A 15696-nucleotide genomic window follows, 5' to 3' on the forward strand; every position below is an offset into this window, starting at 1 on the left:
CGGGCTCATGCCGGCACCGCGACCCGGTGCGCCGGATCCGCCAGGTCCAGCACCGCGTCGCCCAGGGCGGCGACCGCTGCGTCGTGGGTGACCAGCAGCACCGCCTGCCCGGTGAGCGCGGCACGCAGGTCGGCCACGAGCTCCACGGCCTCGTCCGCACCCAGGTGGGCGGTGGGCTCGTCCAGCAACAGCACCCCGGCCCGGGCCACCAGGGCGCGTGCCACGGCCAGGCGCTGGCGCTGCCCGCCGGAGAGGTGGTGGCCGCCGGAGCCGATCCGCGAGTCTAGCCCCGCCGGCAGCGTGGCGAGCCAGGAACCCAGTCCCACCCGGGCCAGCACCGCTTCCAGCTCTGTGTCCCCGGGCTGGTCCCCGGTGTCCCGGCCCAGGGCCAGGTTGGCGCGCACCGAGGAATCGAAGAGGTGCGCTTCCTGCGGGCACCAGGAAACCCGCGCCAGGTCCCCCGCGCGTGCCGCCGCCCAGGGACCGCTCCCGCGCCGGGCCTGCAGCGTTCCGGCCAGCGGTTCCAGGGCGCCGAGCATGGCGGCCAGCAGCGTTGACTTCCCCGTTCCCGAGGGCCCTGTCACGCAAACCCAGCGGCCGGGTACCAGCTCCACGTCCAGGCCCCTGAGCACCGGGCTGTTGGCCACCCAGCCGATGTCGGCGCCGCGCAGGCGCATCCCCAGGGCACCGGCGGTGTCCGCCGGCGCTGTGCTCGCGTCAGTGCCCGCGCCGGAGGGGGCCGGCTTTCCGTCCGCGAGGTTTGACCAGACGCGGCGCAGCACCGCATCGAGCTGCGGCAGCTGCTGGATGGCGATGGCGGTGTTGGCGATCGGCTCGCCCAGGGCCAGCAGCAGCAACCCGGCGACGGCCGCCTGCTCTCCCCCGGTGCCCACCGTCATCACGGCCAGCACCGCCGCCGTGGCGGACAGCAGCGCCGCGCCGCCCTGGGCCAGCCCGGCGCCGCGTGCCGCAGCCCGCAGCGATGCCGTGGCGGCGGCGTCCTGGTCGGTGAACCTCTCCAGCGCGCGTTCCGCTGCCCGGTTGGCGCGCAGGTCACCTGCCGCGCGCAGCAGCGTGGGCACCCGCGTGCCGAGCCACATGCGGTGTTCGGCCACCTCGGTGGTGCTGCGCTTTTCCACGGCCAGCACGGCCAGCGGCAAGCCGATGAAGGCCGCCGCCCCCAGGCCGAGGGCCAGCGGCAGGGCTGCGGGCGCCCAGAAGCCGATCCCCACGGTGACGGCAGTCCAGGTGGCGATTCCGGCCACCGGCGGCACCAGGACCCGGGGCACTGCGTCGCGCACCTCGTCGACCTCGGCCACCAGGTGCCCCAGCGCCGCGCCCGAGCGGGTGATCCTGCCCCAGCTGTGGGGCCGGGCCACCAGTGCATCCCAGAGGCGCTGTCGCAGCGTGGAGGCGAAACCCATGACCGCGTCGTGCACGCGCAATTGTTCGGCATAGCGCAGCACCGCGCGGCCGATGCCGAAGGCGCGCACGCCCACGATGGCAACCATCAGGTGCAGCATCGGGGGCTGGTGGCTTGCGGAGACGATGAGCCAGCCGGAGATCCCGGTCAGTCCGGCGCCGAAGATCGCGGCGGCCGCGGCCAGCAGCAGGCCCGGGACCATGCCGTGGCGCAGCCACGGCATGGAGCCCAGCAGCCGCCAGTGCGCGGCCCGCGCGCCGGTGCCCCGGCTGTGCCCCTGGCGTTCTGCGCCCGGGATTCCGGGAGCCGCCGGGGATTTTGGGCCCACGGAATCCGGTGCAGGCTCTTCGGCGGCCGATTGCCCGGCGGCGTGCCCGTCGCGCAGCTGCGTGGCCAGGGCACGGTCGTGGGTGGCCACCAGCAGCGCGCATTGCCCGCGCAGGGCACAGAGGGAACGGCGGATGCCGGAGGCGGATGCCTCGTCAAGGTGCGCCGTCGGCTCGTCGGCCAGCACCAGGTTGACCCGTGGATCGGCCGCCACCCGGGCGAGCACCCGAGCCACGGCGAGGCGGCGCAGCTCGCCAGGGCTGCAATCGACCAGGTTCCGTGCCGCCAGGTGGGAGATGTTCGCCTCGGCCAGCACCGAGTGCAGCATCGCCGCGGAGAGTTGCTCCCCGGCGTGCAGCCGGATTTCCTGCTCCACGGTGGCCTCGGTGAACAGCGGGTGCTGGGAAATGTATGCCATGCGGGAGCGGTCCACCCTGATCCGGCCGGTGGTCTCGGCCCCCGGCTCGAGCTGCCCGAGGACCGCATGCAGCAGCGTGGTCTTTCCGCTCCCGCTGGCGGCATCCAGCACGTGCGCGGATCCGGCGGCCAGCGCCAGGTCCAGCTCCCTGACCACCGGTTCGGTGCGTTCGGCGTGCCGGATGGAGAGGTTCTCCAGCTCCAGCACGCGGGAGGCCGAGGCGGGTGCCGGGCCGGCGGTTTCGCGGGCGCCGGCGGGATCCGACCCGATGAATCCCTCGCTGCGTTCCAGGGCCTCGACCCCGTCCTCCGAGGAGTGGAAGGCCGCTCCCAGGGCGCGCAGCGGCAGGTAGCATTCGGGGGCCAGGATCAGGGCCACCAGCCCGGCCTCCAGGCCCATGTGCCCGTAGACCAGTCGCACGCCGATGAACACGGCAACGACCGCCACCGAGATGGTGGCGATGAGTTCCAGGGCGAGGCCGGAGAGAAATGCGGTGCGCAGCGTCTTCATGCTGGACTCGCGATAGTCCTCGGATACCCGGGCCAGGGCGCGGCCCTTGCCCTCCGCCCGGCGCAGGCCAATCAGGGCGGGAAGTCCCTGGGCCAGTTCCAGCAACTGGTTCGAAAGCCGGTCCAGCCCGGCGGCGGCCGCCTTGATGCGGTCCTGGGTGTGCAACCCGATCAGGATCATGAAAACCGGGATGAGCGGGACCGTCAAGACGACGACCAGCGCGGAAACCCAGTCGGCGACCAGGATCCGGACCCCGACGAGGATCGGGATGACCAGCGCCGAGACCAGCGCGGGAAGGTACTTGGTGTAGTAGTTGTCCAGCCCGTCCAGCCCGCGGCTGGCCAGGGCCGCCAGCGCGCCGTGGCCGGGGTCGGTGGCCGCCGCCCTGCCCTCCAGGCCCGCGGCCAGGAGCCGGGCACGCAGGTGTTCCTTGGCCCCGAGCCCTGCCCGCTGGGCAGCGAATTCCGTGCCCCACACGGCCGCGGCCCGCAGCATCGTTCCGCCCAGGCCGAACACCAGCAGCCGCTGGACATCGAGGTCGATTCCGGCCGCCAGTTGGCTGATCGAGGTGGCCAGGGCGTCGGCAACCAGGACCAGGCCGGCGGCCTTGAGTGCGGCGAGTCCGGCCAACAGGGCCAGGACCTTCCGGGAGCCGGTCCCGGCGGGAAGAGCGGGTTTCATGGCGGGTTTTCTTCTCCTGGCTCCGTTTAGACGATCGGGGTCACGTTGTGCGCCTCGGGGATGTGCTCCTCGGTGACGCGCTTGCGGAACACCCAGTAGGTCCAGGCCTGGTAGGCCAGGACCAGCGGCAGCCCGAACGCCGCGACGATGCTCATGAGCTTGAGCGTGTAGGGGGTCGAGGATGCGTTGGAAACGGTCAGGTTGAAGGCCGCGTCGATGGTGGAGGGCAGGACGTTGGGATAGGCCGCCGTGAATATCGCCGCAACACCGGCCAGCAGGAAAACGCCCAGTCCGATGAATACCAGGCCCTCGTTGTTCCTGCGTGCCCGGAACCAGGCGAACAGCAGTGCGCCCACCGCCAGTCCCAGCGGTGCCAGGGCCACCACGCTCCGGTTCAGCAGGACCACGGCCACGGCCCAGGCCGCCAAAGGCGTCAGCGCCACCGGCAGCCAGCGCGCTAGGAGCCTTGCCGCCCGGGCACGGATGTCGCCGTCGGTCTTCAGGCCCAGGAAGGCCAGCGCGTGGATCAGGCAGAATGCGACGACGGCGAGCCCGCCCAGCACTGCATACATGTTGAACCAGGCGAATGGTCCGCCGACGCGGTCGCCGTTGGCGTTCAGCGGGAGCCCGGTGGTGCTCAGGGCGAGCATCGCCCCGACGCCGAAGGCTGCAATAAAGGAGCCCAGGAAGATGGCCCAGTCCCAGGCGTTTCGCACGGCAAGGGTGTGGGCCTTGCCGCGGTATTCGAAGGCCACGGCGCGGAAGATCAGGGCCACGAGCACCAGGGTCAGCGGGACGTAGAGAGTTGAGAAGAGCGAGGCGTACCAGTACGGGAAGGCCGCGAAGGTCGCGGCGCCGGCGGTGATGAGCCACACCTCGTTGCCGTCCCAGACGGGGCCGACGGTGTTCAGCAGCACGCGGCGCTGCTTCTCGTTTTTGGCGAAGGTCTTCATGAGCATCCCCACGCCCAGGTCGAATCCTTCAAGGAACAGGTAGCCGCCCCAGAGCACGGCTATCAGGATGAACCACAGGGTGGGCAGGAAATCCACGGTCAGAGTCCTAACTCGTAAGTAGTCGGGTCAGTAGGCGAAGGACAGCACGTCGGTGTCCTTGTCGCCGTCATCGGGGTGTTCATGCAGTTCGGGCATGGCCGAACCGATTCCGCCGCGGACGTACCGGATCAGCAGGACGACCTCGACGACCAGCAGGAACGCATAGATCGAGACGAGGGCGATCAGCGAGAAGAGCATCTCCCCCGCGCTGACCCCCGGGGAGACAGCGGCGGCGGTGTACATGAACACCTGGTCGATGCCTTGAAAGCTGGGATTGGGGGCGACGACGAATGGCTGGCGACCCATTTCGGTGAAGATCCATCCGGCGGAATTCCCGCCCAGTGGGGCCAGGATTCCGAGGACGGCCAGCCGGGACATCCATTTGCTGTGCGGAACGGTTCCCTTGCGGGTCAGCCACAGGGCCACGGCGGCGGCAACCGCCGAGAGCCCGCCCAGGGTGATCATCAGGCGGAAGCCCCAGTAGGTGACCTCCATGACCGGCAGGTAGTTGATTTCGCTTCCGGCGCGTTCCCCGTACATCGGGTCATCCGGGAGGTGGGTGCCGTACTTTTCCTGGTACTCGGGCAGGAGGGTGTTCACGCCCTTGACTTCGGTCGTGAAGTTGTCGTGGGCGAGGAATGAAAGCAGCCCCGGGATTTCGAAGACTCCGACGACGTTGTCGCAGGTCGTTGCCCCGCCGCCCCGCAGGTCGCTGACGGACAGGAGCGAGAATCCCGTCCCGTCGTGGCATGCCGCCTCTGCCGCCGCCATCTTCATGGGCTGCTGTTGGATCATCAACTGGGCCTGAGCGTGGCCGGACAGGGCAACCCCCATGAAGGAAACCATCGCAACGGCGGCGCCGATGCGCAGGGACTTGATCCAGACCTGGTAGTCGACCTTGTCGCGGTTTTTCCCCAGCGTGTCTGATTCCCCGACGATGACCTTGCCCGCGGCGTCCACGGAGTCGATTCCCGCCTGGCGGCGCTTGTAGAGGTGGAACCAGGAGATGCCCAACAGGAACCCGCCGGCCACGGCGAAGGCCCCGAAGATGGTGTGCGGGAAGGTGACCAGGGCGGTGTTGTTGGTAAAGACCGCCCAGGCATCGACCATCGTGGCTCGGCCGTCGACGATTTCGGTGCCCACGGGGTGCTGCATCCAGGAGTTGGCCACCAGGATGAAGTAGGCCGAGAAGATGCTGGCCAGCGAGGCAATCCAGATGGTGGCCAGGTGGATGCGTTTGGGCAGCCGGTCCCAGCCGAAGATCCACAACCCAAGAAGCACGGATTCCAGGAAGAAGGCCAGCAGCGCTTCCATGGCCAGGGGTGCGCCGAAGACGTCGCCGACGAAGCGGCTGTATTCGCTCCAGGCCATGCCGAACTGGAATTCCTGGACGATGCCGGTGGCCACGCCCATGATGAAGTTGATGAGGAAGAGCTTTCCCCAGAACTTCGTCATGCGCAGGTATTCCTCCTTGCCGGTGCGGTGCCACGCGGTCTGCATGACCGCAACGGTGAGACCCAGGCCGATCGTCAGGGGAACCATCAGGAAGTGATAAACGGTCGTGATACCAAATTGCCATCTGGCAATTTCCAGTACATCCATGCCAAGCCCTTCAGTCCAGAAATTCGCGGCGTCGAGGCGAACCCGCGCCCCAAGTTCTACGATCCGTAGAACTCCTTTCTACTCACTGTAGAACATTTGGCCCCGACGCGGTAAACTGGTGCCAACGGGAAGCGTCCACGACGGGGACCGTTGGCCCCTGCGTTAGCTGCACGGGTCTTGGAACACTTTGTTAGGAAATGAGATTGGCCACTCTTGGCGACCTTGAACGCGCAGTAATGGAACTCCTTTGGGATGCCGAATCCCCGCTCACGGCCAATGAACTTCGCGACCAACTTGCAGCACCCGGCGACGTCGAGGGCAAGGAACTTGCCGTGACCACCGTCCTGACGGTGCTGGCGCGGCTGGAGAAGAAGGGCCTGGTGGCGCGCGAGCGCGACATCCGCCCGCACCGCTATACGTCGGTGACAAGCCGTGAGGACCACACCGTGTCCTTGATGAACGAAGCCCTGGGTACCGTGCTGGATCGCGAAGCCGTGTTGGCTCGCTTCATCGGCGGCATTTCCGCCGAGGAAGCACAGTCCTTGCGCCTGCTCCTCGATACACCACGTAACGCCTAGCGACGATCGGCACGGTCACCAAACGTGCTGCTGACGTCCTATCTCCTGGCGGGGCTGGCCATTCTTCTGGCATGGCCCATACCCGTCGCACTCTCGCGCGCACGCTGGACGGCCCGATCCCCCTTCGTCGCGATGGTTGTTTGGCAGGCCATAGCATTGGCCGGCGGCCTGTCCATGATTGGTGCGATGCTTTTTTGGGGCCTCGAACCATTGGGAGATTCCCTTTTGGGAGCCCTGCACGGAGGGCTGAGGCTTGTCCTCGGTGATCCAGACGTCCGGTCTCCGGGAACCATCCACGTCTTTGCCTTGAGCACCGCGGCGCTGCTGGGTTTCCATCTGGTCCTCACCTTGATCAGGGCCGCCTGGCGCATTACCCGCCAGCGGGCACGACACCGGCACATCCTTTCGCTGCTCAGCGAGAAATCCACCGCCAATCCCGGCACCTTGGTGTTGGACCACGAAACCCCCATTGCCTATTGCCTGCCGAGCTTCACCGGTTCCGTCACGGTTCTTTCGCGCGGCCTGGTCCAACGGTTGAACGAGGATGAACTTCGGGCGGTTCTTGCCCACGAAAAGGCGCATCTTGAGCAACGCCACGACCTGCTGTTGCTGGCCTTTACCTCTTGGAATGACGCCCTGCCCTGGCTGCCCACCGCGAAGCACTCGCTGGCTGCGGTCCAGGAACTGGTGGAGATGCTCGCCGACGACGCCGCCCTGCGCGTCGTCACTGCCCCCGTTTTGCTGCGTGCCCTCTTGACTGTCGCCACCGGTGCCCTGGGGGAACCGTCGGAGCGGGAGAATGCTGTCCTGCCCGGCGCGGGGACCGGCGGAGCACCGACCGAAGAGCTTTCATCGCATCGCCTGCGACGGCTGTTGACCCCCGAGAGGCCGCTCTCCGCCACGATGCGCACCCTGGTTCTCACGGCCGCGCTGCTCCTTCTGGCGTTGCCGACCACCATGTTGGTGGCACCGGGGTTTTTCAGCTAATCCTGCCGAGGTCCCTCGTGCGCTCATCGCCGGCCGTCGCCGGACACGCCAATGGCCGGCAGATGCCCCCGGAATTCAATATCCCTAGGGTGCACCCGCCGGCCATGTCGTTTTCCCGCTACGCGTCGATCCGGTCGCGTTCGAGGCGCTCGGCCCCGGAGATGATGAATTCCTTGCGCGGCGCTACATCCGAACCCATCAGCAGGTCAAAGACCCGCTCGGCCGATTCGGCGTGCTCCAATCCCACCCGGCGCAGCGTGCGGTGGCGCGGATCCATGGTGGTTTCGGCCAACTGGTCCGCATCCATCTCGCCCAGGCCCTTGTAGCGCTGGATGGGTTCCTTGTAGCGCTTGCCGGCCTTTTCCAGGGCGGCCAGCACCTCGTGCAGCTCGTTTTCCGAGTATGTGTACACCATTTCATTGTCCTTGGCCCCGTGGTTGATGACCTCGACCCGGTGCAGGGGCGGCACCGCCGCATAGACCCGCCCGGCTTCCACCATGGGGCGCATGTAGCGGAAAAACAGCGTCAGCAGCAGGGTGCGGATGTGCGCGCCGTCGACGTCGGCGTCGGTCATCAGCACGACCTTGCCGTAGCGGGCCGCGGAGATGTCGAAGCTGCGCCCCGATCCGGCCCCGACCACCTGGATCAAGGCGGCGCATTCGGCGTTGGAGAGCATGTCGGCAACCGAGGCCTTTTGCACGTTGAGGATCTTGCCGCGGATCGGCAGCAGCGCCTGGAAGTCCGAGGACCGCGCCAGGCGGGCGGTCCCCAGGGCGCTGTCACCCTCGACGATGAACAGTTCGGTCTTCTCGGTGTCGGTGCTGCGGCAATCGGCCAGCTTGGTCGGAAGCGAGGAGGTTTCCAGCGCGTTCTTGCGGCGCTGGGTCTCCTTGTGGACGCGCGCGGAAATGCGCGACTTCATCTCGCTGACGACCTTCTCCAGCAGCATCGCCGCCTGGGTCTTGTCGCCCTTGGCCGTGGAGTTCAGCTTCTCCGTGAGGCTTTTCTCGACCACCTTGGCAACGATCAGGCGCACCGCCGAGGTGCCGAGGATCTCCTTGGTCTGCCCCTCGAACTGCGGCTCGGCCAGCCGCACCGTCAGGACGGCGGTCAGCCCGGCGCCGACGTCGTCCTTCTCGATCTTGTCGTTCCCCGCCTTGAGCTTGCGGGCGTTGGCCTCGATGACCTTGCGGAAGGTCTTGAGCAGGGCCTGTTCGAAGCCGGTCTGGTGTGTTCCGCCCTTGGGGGTGGAAATGATGTTGACGAAGGAGCGCAGGTTGGTCTCGTATCCGATCCCCCAGCGCAGGGCGATGTCCACCTCGCAGGTGCGTTCGACTTCGGTGATCCGGCTGTGTCCGGAGTCATCGATGACCGGCACCGATTCCTTGAAGGTCCCCGAGCCGTGGAAACGCCAGATGTCGGTGACCGCCGCGTCATTGGCCAGGTATTCCACGAATTCGGAAATGCCGCCATCGTGGTGGAAGACCTCCTCGTAGGGGCCGTCCTCGCCCAGCGTGCCGGCCAGGCCGCGCTCGTCACGCAGCGTGATCTTCAGGCCCGGCACCAGGAACGATGTCTGGCGGGCGCGTGCCTGCAGTTCGGTGTAGGAGAACTTGGCGTCGGGCGTGAAAATCTGTCGGTCGGCCCAGTAGCGCACGCGGGTTCCGGTCACGCCGCGCTTGGCCTTGCCCACCACGTCGAGCACCGAGGCGGTGGAGAACGGCTCGAAATTGGAATCCGGCTTGGGCTTGCCCGCGTCGGCGAAGCGTCCGGGCTCGCCGCGGCGGAACTGCATCCCATAGGTCTTGCCGCCGCGGTCCACCTCGACATCGAGCCGGGACGACAGCGCGTTGACCACGGAGGCGCCCACGCCGTGCAGGCCGCCCGAGGCGGTGTACGAGCCGCCGCCGAACTTGCCGCCGGCATGGAGCTTGGTGAAGACGACCTCGACGCCGGAGAGCCCGGTCTTGGGTTCGATGTCCACCGGGATCCCGCGACCGTCGTCGTGGATCTCCACCGAACCATCCGGGTGGAGGCTGACCTTGATGGATTGTCCGTGGCCCGCCAGCGCCTCATCGACGGAGTTGTCGATGATCTCCCACAGGCAGTGCATGAGTCCGCGCGAATCGGTGGAACCGATGTACATGCCCGGACGTTTGCGTACCGCCTCGAGCCCTTCCAGGACGGACAGGTGTCGGGCGTTGTAGTCAGTGCTTTTGGCCACGGTGATAGAACTCCTCAAAAACGTCGGAACGACGCTAACCACAATAGTCTCTGGCCCCGCCATTTCGCTGATGCGTGCCGCCAGTGAGCGGCAGCTCACCCCCGGATGGGCTACGCGGTCAGCGAAAGAGCGAACTTTCAAGAAGAAAAATGCCGCGTTGCTGGTTGTATTGGATACACATCGAATGAAGGAGGTCATCATGACAACGACCGCAGTAACCCGAGAGCTGAATGCCCTTGATCGTTGCGACCGGTGCGGTGCACAGGCTTTTGTGCGTGCGGTATTGGAGACCTCCGGTGGTGAGCTATTCTTCTGCGGACACCACGCTCGCGCGGTAGAGGAAAAGCTGCGCCCCTTGACCAACGAATGGCAAGACGAAACAGCGCGTCTCTACGAGAAGCCTGTTTACGACGACGAGGACTAATACGGTCGCCAGCCTCTTGCTGAGCTGACTGACGAGCGGGACCCCGGCAACAAGCCGGGGTCCCGCTGTCGTTTGGTGAACACTCAACGCGAACTGGAGACTCACGGCTTAAACGCGAGGTGCCGGTGTCCCCCGCGGACTTGCTGGGGAAAACACCGGCACCTGCATCGGGCCCTCGGGCCGAACTCCTAGTCCAGGTAGTCGCGCAGGACCTGGGAACGGGAGGGGTGACGAAGCTTGGACATCGTCTTGGACTCGATCTGGCGGATGCGTTCACGGGTGACACCGTAGACCTTGCCGATTTCGTCAAGGGTCTTGGGCTGGCCGTCGGTCAGGCCGAAGCGCATGGCCACGACACCGGCTTCGCGCTCGGAGAGCGTGTCAAGCACCGAGTGGAGCTGTTCCTGCAGCAAGGTGAAGGACACCGCGTCGGCGGGGACAACGGCCTCGGAGTCCTCGATGAGGTCACCGAATTCGGAGTCGCCGTCTTCACCCAGCGGGGTGTGCAGGGAGATCGGCTCGCGGCCGTACTTCTGGACCTCGACGACCTTTTCGGGGGTCATGTCCAGTTCCTTGGCGAGCTCCTCCGGGGTGGGTTCGCGGCCCAGGTCCTGGAGCATCTGGCGCTGCACGCGGGCCAGCTTGTTGATGACCTCGACCATGTGCACCGGGATGCGGATGGTGCGGGCCTGGTCGGCCATCGCGCGGGTGATCGCCTGGCGGATCCACCAGGTGGCATAGGTGGAGAACTTGAAGCCCTTGGTGTAGTCGAACTTCTCGACCGCGCGGATCAGGCCCAGGTTGCCTTCCTGGATCAGGTCCAGGAAGAGCATGCCGCGACCGGTGTAGCGCTTGGCCAGCGACACCACGAGGCGGAGGTTGGCCTCGAGCAGGTGGTTCTTGGCGATCTTTCCGTCGTGGACGATCTGCTCGTAGTCCCAGCGCAGGCGCTTGTCCATCTTGCCTTCGTCGGCGGCGAGCTTCTCGTGGGCGAAAAGGCCGGCCTCGATGCGCAGGGCCAGATCGACTTCCTGCTCGGCGTTCAGCAGGGCGACCTTGCCGATCTGCTTCAGGTAGTCCTTGACCGGGTCGGCGGTGGCGCCGGCGACCATGACCTGCTGCTGCGGGGCGTCGTCTTCGTCTGCGGTCAGGACAAAGCCCTTGGAGTTCTCGTCTACCGCGGGTGCCTTGGGGGTCTCGTCGGCATCGTCGGCGTCGGTTTCAGCTTCTTCGGACTCTACGTCCTCATCGGCCTTGGCACGGGACTTTGCAGGAGCGCGCTTCGCAGCAGGCTTCTTCGCGGTGGCGGCCTTTGCGGCAGCCGGCACGGCAGCTGCCTTATCCGTAGTTGCATCCTGCGGATCGGCGGCAGCATCCGCTGCCTGGCCATTGGTGGTCGTCTCAGAAGACACGAAATACCTTTCTCACGGTTCGTCCGCGATGCCACCTACCGGTAACACCACTATGACCCTGTCAAGTCCGCGTCCCGCCGAATAACGGCGAGTCGGGATCCAGGGTCCAATTAGTTGAACGCCTTTTTCCCGCCATTTGTTCCCATCGAACCAACTCGATGGTGCCGGCTTGATAGCCATGGAACACGAACCCAACCGGGTCTGTTGGTTAACAGTGTCTCACGTTTCAGTGTCACGGAGATTCATCGGGAACGTGTTCCGACGAATTATCTGCCACGGGGTCCCCCGCCGGGCTCAGGCGCTGAGCCGTCCTTCCAGCCGGAGCCGCCATGCGCGTGCCGGGTCCGCCACCCACGACGGCATTTCGCCCGATTCCACCAATTTGCCCATGAGCTGTGCGAGCCGGTATTCCGGATCGTTTTTCAGCGCCGATCCAAAGAGCCTTAGCGCGGAGCTCCCCTTTCCCTTGGCCCAGTTCACCCAGCCCAGCAGGCACAGGAGCGCGCAGGCCTCCTCCCCTTCCGCAACGCCGAGCAGGTCGCGGCAAAGGAACCACAGGCGCTCAATCCTGTCCCAGTCGGGGGTGCATGGCGCCGTTCCCAGCAGGAAGTCGGAGAAGTCCTGCGATGCCCGCCCGAAGTCGGAGGCGCGAGAGACCTCTTTCAACGCCTCGAACGCGCGCAGGGTTCCGCGGCCGGCCAGGTAGGGAAGGATGTCGCGAATCATGCGGTCGCTGAGCGAGAGCAGGAGCGAAGCGCACAATACGTCGTCGGACCGCAGCCGGCGTTCGGCGACGGCCGGATCCGCATCCAGCAGCCCGGCCCAGTCCTTGACCAACGACTCCCGCGGGACGGATCCGGACAGTTCCCGGGCCAGGATTTCCTGGTTCATCCTGACCGCGGACTTGTTGCCCCATTCGGCAACGCCGCCGCCGTCCCAGATTTGTTCCTCGGGTGCCGATCCGGCGACAACCATCCGCAGGTGGGTCTCCGTCAGCGCGAGGTCAGGCAGGTCGAATCCCTCACTGGGACAGCAGTTCTCGCTGAGGCAGAAGTAGCTGTGCCAGCGGTTGGCACCCACATACCAGGCGTCCCGCACCTGGATTCCCGAGTGCACGAGCTCGGGGGCCAGCCGCTCGACGAGTTCGTGCTTGGGCAGGGAATCGTGGCTCCCGCCGGGGACCTGCCCGGTGTAAACGGCGGCAAAGACGGCGGTTGCGTCCGGTACCTTGTGCACCAGCTGAACCAGCTGTTCGGCCCATTGGGCCGCCGTCGCGTTGCTGCATTCCGTTCGCGGCAGGTCAACCCGCAGCGTGGCAGCCAGGCACGAGCCCTGCATGATCAGCAGCACCACGGCATTGCGGGGGTAGAACCCCAGGGCGTGGGGAATGTAGGCCAGCACCTCTTCGGGGCTGGCCAAGGAAAAGTTAGACGCTGAGGGTGTAGTAGTCATGCACCCCATGCTGCGCCCGGCCCAGGGCCGCCGGGAGGCGACCATGGTTTCATGTGGATACCGCCGACCGGGGCCGGCCCGGCGTCCTGCGGCGTGTGCGGAGCAGTCGCGTTCCCGGCTGCGGCCAGACGCGCGGCAGCGGCCGGCGCTACTCGATTTCGGTGCGCCTGGACATCTCCCGGGCCGAACGCGGCGGGTACTCGCCCCGCAACGCCATGCCGCGGCGCGCCTTGTTGCGGGTGAGGATCATGCCGACCACGCCACCGAGGATCACGACGAACTGAAAGGACAATGCCCACCGGAACGCGTCAAGGGAGTACAGCTCGGCGCCGGGTCCCGCCGCCTTCTGCTGGAGGTCAAGCAGCCAGCCCACCACGTACACGGTGACCAGTGCGGCCAGGAACCCGCCGACATTCACGATGCCGGTGGCGGTGCCGATGACATGTGGCGGGTTGAAGGTGCGGGCGAAATCAAACGCGATCATGGAAGCCGGGCCACCCAGCGCAACGGACACGATCAGGACCACCAGCAGCCACATTGGTGCCTGCCCGGGCCAGAGCAGCACAACGATCCAGCTCAGGGCGATCGCCCCGATGACGTTGAACGCAATCGCCGAGCGCCGTTGCGGATGCCGCGCCACCGCCGCACCGAGGACGGGTCCGGCTACCAGGGCGACGACCACGAAGATGGAGAGCAGCCCCGAAGCGGTGGCCGGGCTGACTCCCTGGCCGGAAACCAGGAAAGGATACCCCCAGGTCAGCAGGAAGACGTTGGTGGTGAACTGGGTGGTGAAGTGCGTCCAGAAACCCAGCCTGGTCCCCGGTTCCCGCCAGGCGTTGGAAAGCAGCACCCTGGCCCGGGCCGGTGCCCGCGGTGCCTCGCTGCTGCGCGGGCCGTTGCTGATCAGCACCAGGGCAAGGGCAAATCCGAGCACCGACAGCGCCGCCAGGGAAAGGAACGCCGGAGTCCAGCTCCACAGGTGCAGCAGGGCAACGAACGGGATCAGCGAGAGCAGCTGGCCCAGTTGGCCCACCATCCCGGTGGCCTGGGTGAGCATCGGGATGCGGTAGCCGGAAAACCAGATCGGCAGCAGCCGGATGACCGAGACAAACGTCATCGCATCGCCCGCGCCGACGAAGAACCGCCCGACCAGGCCTGCACCGACCGAATCGGCCATGGCAAGCAGCAGCTGGCCGACCATCATCAATGCCGCGCCGCCGGTGATCATGGCCCGCGGCCCCCACCTGTCCACCAGGATGCCGACAGGAATCTGCAAGCCCGCATAGACAACCAGCTGCACCACGGAGAACGTTGCGAGGATCGAGGCGGAGGCGTCAAACCTGTCGGTGGCCTCCAGGCCGGCCACGCCGAAGCTGGTCCGCTGGGTCACCGCGATGAGGTAGGCCGTGATGCTGACAATCCACACCACCCACGAGCGGGCGGAGTCCAGGTGTTCGGCCTTGGTCACTAGGAATCCTTGGCGGCCGTGCCACCCTGTTCGGGGAAGCCGGAGAGGAACGCCTCGACGGCCAGGGCGAGTTCGTCGCCGTCGGGGACCTCCGCATCGGGCGTGACCAGCAACGAGCGACGCTCGACATCGGGGACGTGCTGGTCAAAGCGTTCCTCGAAGTTTTCCACCATCCGGGCGACGTCGGGGGTGGCGGCAACCTGTTCGGCGATCTGCGATTCGAGGTTGCGCCCGGCCTCGCGCAGGCGGTCGGTGGGCAGGCCCAGTTCCATGGCGGCACCGACGTATTCCAGGACGCCCACGGCAACCTGGGGGTATTCGGCCTCGGAGAGGTAGTGGGGCACGTGGATGGAGTAGCCCACCGCGTCCCTGCCGGCCTCGACCAGGCGGACCTCGATGAGGCTGGCCAGGCTCGCCGGCAACTCCGCCGTCGGGGTCCAGGTGGAGATCCCGTCGATCAGGTCCTTGCGGTTGCCGTGTGCAGTGACACCCAGCGGGCGCGTGTGCGGAACCGGCATCGGCACGGCATCAAAGGAGACGGTCAGGCGCACGTTGAAGGCATCGACCAGCGCAATGACCGCGGCGGTGACCCGTTCCCAGGCCAAGTCCGGCTCGGTCCCGGTCAGGAAGAGGAAGTTGCGCTCCAGCCCGTCGGTGAGCCGGTAAAGCTCAAGGCGCGGGGCCTGATACGCGGCGAAGTGGTCGCCGAGGAAGGAAATCTGGGGGCGCCGTTCGCGATAGTTGACGAGCTGGTCCGTATCGAACGAGGCGATGAGCTGAGGATCCAGCGCATCCAGCAGCTCGGTGCGCACTTGGGACAGCGCATGGCCGGCATCGGCGTGGCCGCGAAGGCCGATGAGCAGGTCAAGGCCCTGAAGCTCGAGTGCATCCAGGTCGAGGTCTTCGAACCTGATCAGGGAATTGTGGTCAAGCATTGCCGCTGCTCCTTTCGGGTTGCGTCGCTGGGTTTCACCGGCCACCACCTGCGCCCTGGGTTTGACTCAGGATGGCCACCGGTCCCCGGGCGAGGCCGGATCGGGGCAACGCCAACTGCGGGGAAACCATGGAACGGGTGCGGGCCGGATGATCCCAGTCGGGATTCGTTCGGTCGCGTACTACTGGGGGTCAACCCCAATGG

The 15696-nt window shown here is 66.7% G+C and carries 11 protein-coding genes; 3 read left to right on the forward strand and 8 right to left on the reverse strand.

The window, feature by feature from the left end; all coding sequences use genetic code 11:
- Nucleotides 1-5 precede the first annotated feature (5 nt).
- The 3 genes from cydC to AC6CHY_RS07845 are packed head-to-tail and all read right to left on the reverse strand — an operon-like array spanning nucleotide 6 to nucleotide 6013.
- On the reverse strand, nucleotides 6-3359 hold the full coding sequence (gene cydC, locus AC6CHY_RS07835) for a thiol reductant ABC exporter subunit CydC (RefSeq protein ID WP_498226409.1): 3354 nt from the start codon (nucleotides 3357-3359) through the stop codon (nucleotides 6-8).
- Nucleotides 3360-3385: 26 nt separating this feature from the next.
- On the reverse strand, nucleotides 3386-4408 hold the full coding sequence (gene cydB / locus AC6CHY_RS07840) for a cytochrome d ubiquinol oxidase subunit II (protein ID WP_498226411.1): 1023 nt from the start codon (nucleotides 4406-4408) through the stop codon (nucleotides 3386-3388).
- Nucleotides 4409-4438: 30 nt separating this feature from the next.
- On the reverse strand, nucleotides 4439-6013 hold the full coding sequence (locus tag AC6CHY_RS07845) for a cytochrome ubiquinol oxidase subunit I (protein ID WP_498226413.1): 1575 nt from the start codon (nucleotides 6011-6013) through the stop codon (nucleotides 4439-4441).
- Between the two features lie 203 nt (nucleotides 6014-6216).
- On the opposite strand from AC6CHY_RS07845, the gene AC6CHY_RS07850 reads away from it, so the two are divergent.
- Both AC6CHY_RS07850 and AC6CHY_RS07855 read left to right on the forward strand, forming a co-directional pair.
- Nucleotides 6217-6591, forward strand: coding sequence for a BlaI/MecI/CopY family transcriptional regulator (locus AC6CHY_RS07850; RefSeq protein ID WP_217389836.1), 375 nt, complete (start codon nucleotides 6217-6219; stop codon nucleotides 6589-6591).
- 24 nt (nucleotides 6592-6615) lie between these two features.
- A complete protein-coding gene (locus tag AC6CHY_RS07855) occupies nucleotides 6616-7578 on the forward strand; it encodes a M56 family metallopeptidase (protein WP_498226415.1) in 963 nt (320 codons plus the stop codon).
- Between the two features lie 118 nt (nucleotides 7579-7696).
- On the opposite strand, the gene AC6CHY_RS07860 is transcribed toward AC6CHY_RS07855, so the two are convergent.
- Nucleotides 7697-9802 (reverse strand): DNA gyrase/topoisomerase IV subunit B, encoded by a 2106-nt coding sequence (locus AC6CHY_RS07860; protein ID WP_498226417.1) that lies wholly within the window; start codon nucleotides 9800-9802, stop codon nucleotides 7697-7699.
- Between the two features lie 199 nt (nucleotides 9803-10001).
- Here AC6CHY_RS07860 and AC6CHY_RS07865 point away from each other — a divergent pair, with 199 nt between their 5' ends.
- Nucleotides 10002-10226 (forward strand): DUF7455 domain-containing protein, encoded by a 225-nt coding sequence (locus AC6CHY_RS07865; RefSeq protein ID WP_217389839.1) that lies wholly within the window; start codon nucleotides 10002-10004, stop codon nucleotides 10224-10226.
- A 188-nt stretch (nucleotides 10227-10414) separates the two neighbouring features.
- Here the strand turns inward: AC6CHY_RS07865 and AC6CHY_RS07870 are convergent, their stop codons facing one another.
- From AC6CHY_RS07870 to AC6CHY_RS07885, 4 genes are all read right to left on the reverse strand, one after another.
- Nucleotides 10415-11638 carry an RNA polymerase sigma factor gene (locus tag AC6CHY_RS07870; protein ID WP_217389840.1) on the reverse strand — a complete coding sequence of 408 codons (1224 nt, stop codon included), beginning with the start codon at nucleotides 11636-11638 and terminating at the stop codon, nucleotides 10415-10417.
- A 294-nt stretch (nucleotides 11639-11932) separates the two neighbouring features.
- Complete coding sequence (locus AC6CHY_RS07875) at nucleotides 11933-13090, reverse strand: DUF4192 domain-containing protein (RefSeq protein ID WP_498226419.1); 1158 nt, start codon at nucleotides 13088-13090, stop codon at nucleotides 11933-11935.
- Between the two features lie 148 nt (nucleotides 13091-13238).
- Complete coding sequence (locus tag AC6CHY_RS07880) at nucleotides 13239-14558, reverse strand: MFS transporter (RefSeq protein ID WP_217389842.1); 1320 nt, start codon at nucleotides 14556-14558, stop codon at nucleotides 13239-13241.
- Nucleotides 14558-15493, reverse strand: coding sequence for a proteasome assembly chaperone family protein (locus AC6CHY_RS07885; RefSeq protein WP_498226422.1), 936 nt, complete (start codon nucleotides 15491-15493; stop codon nucleotides 14558-14560). The genes AC6CHY_RS07880 and AC6CHY_RS07885 overlap by 1 nt, the downstream gene beginning before the upstream one ends.
- Nucleotides 15494-15696 lie beyond the last annotated feature (203 nt).

The sequence above is a fragment of the Paeniglutamicibacter sp. GQ140 genome, from assembly GCF_059759235.1.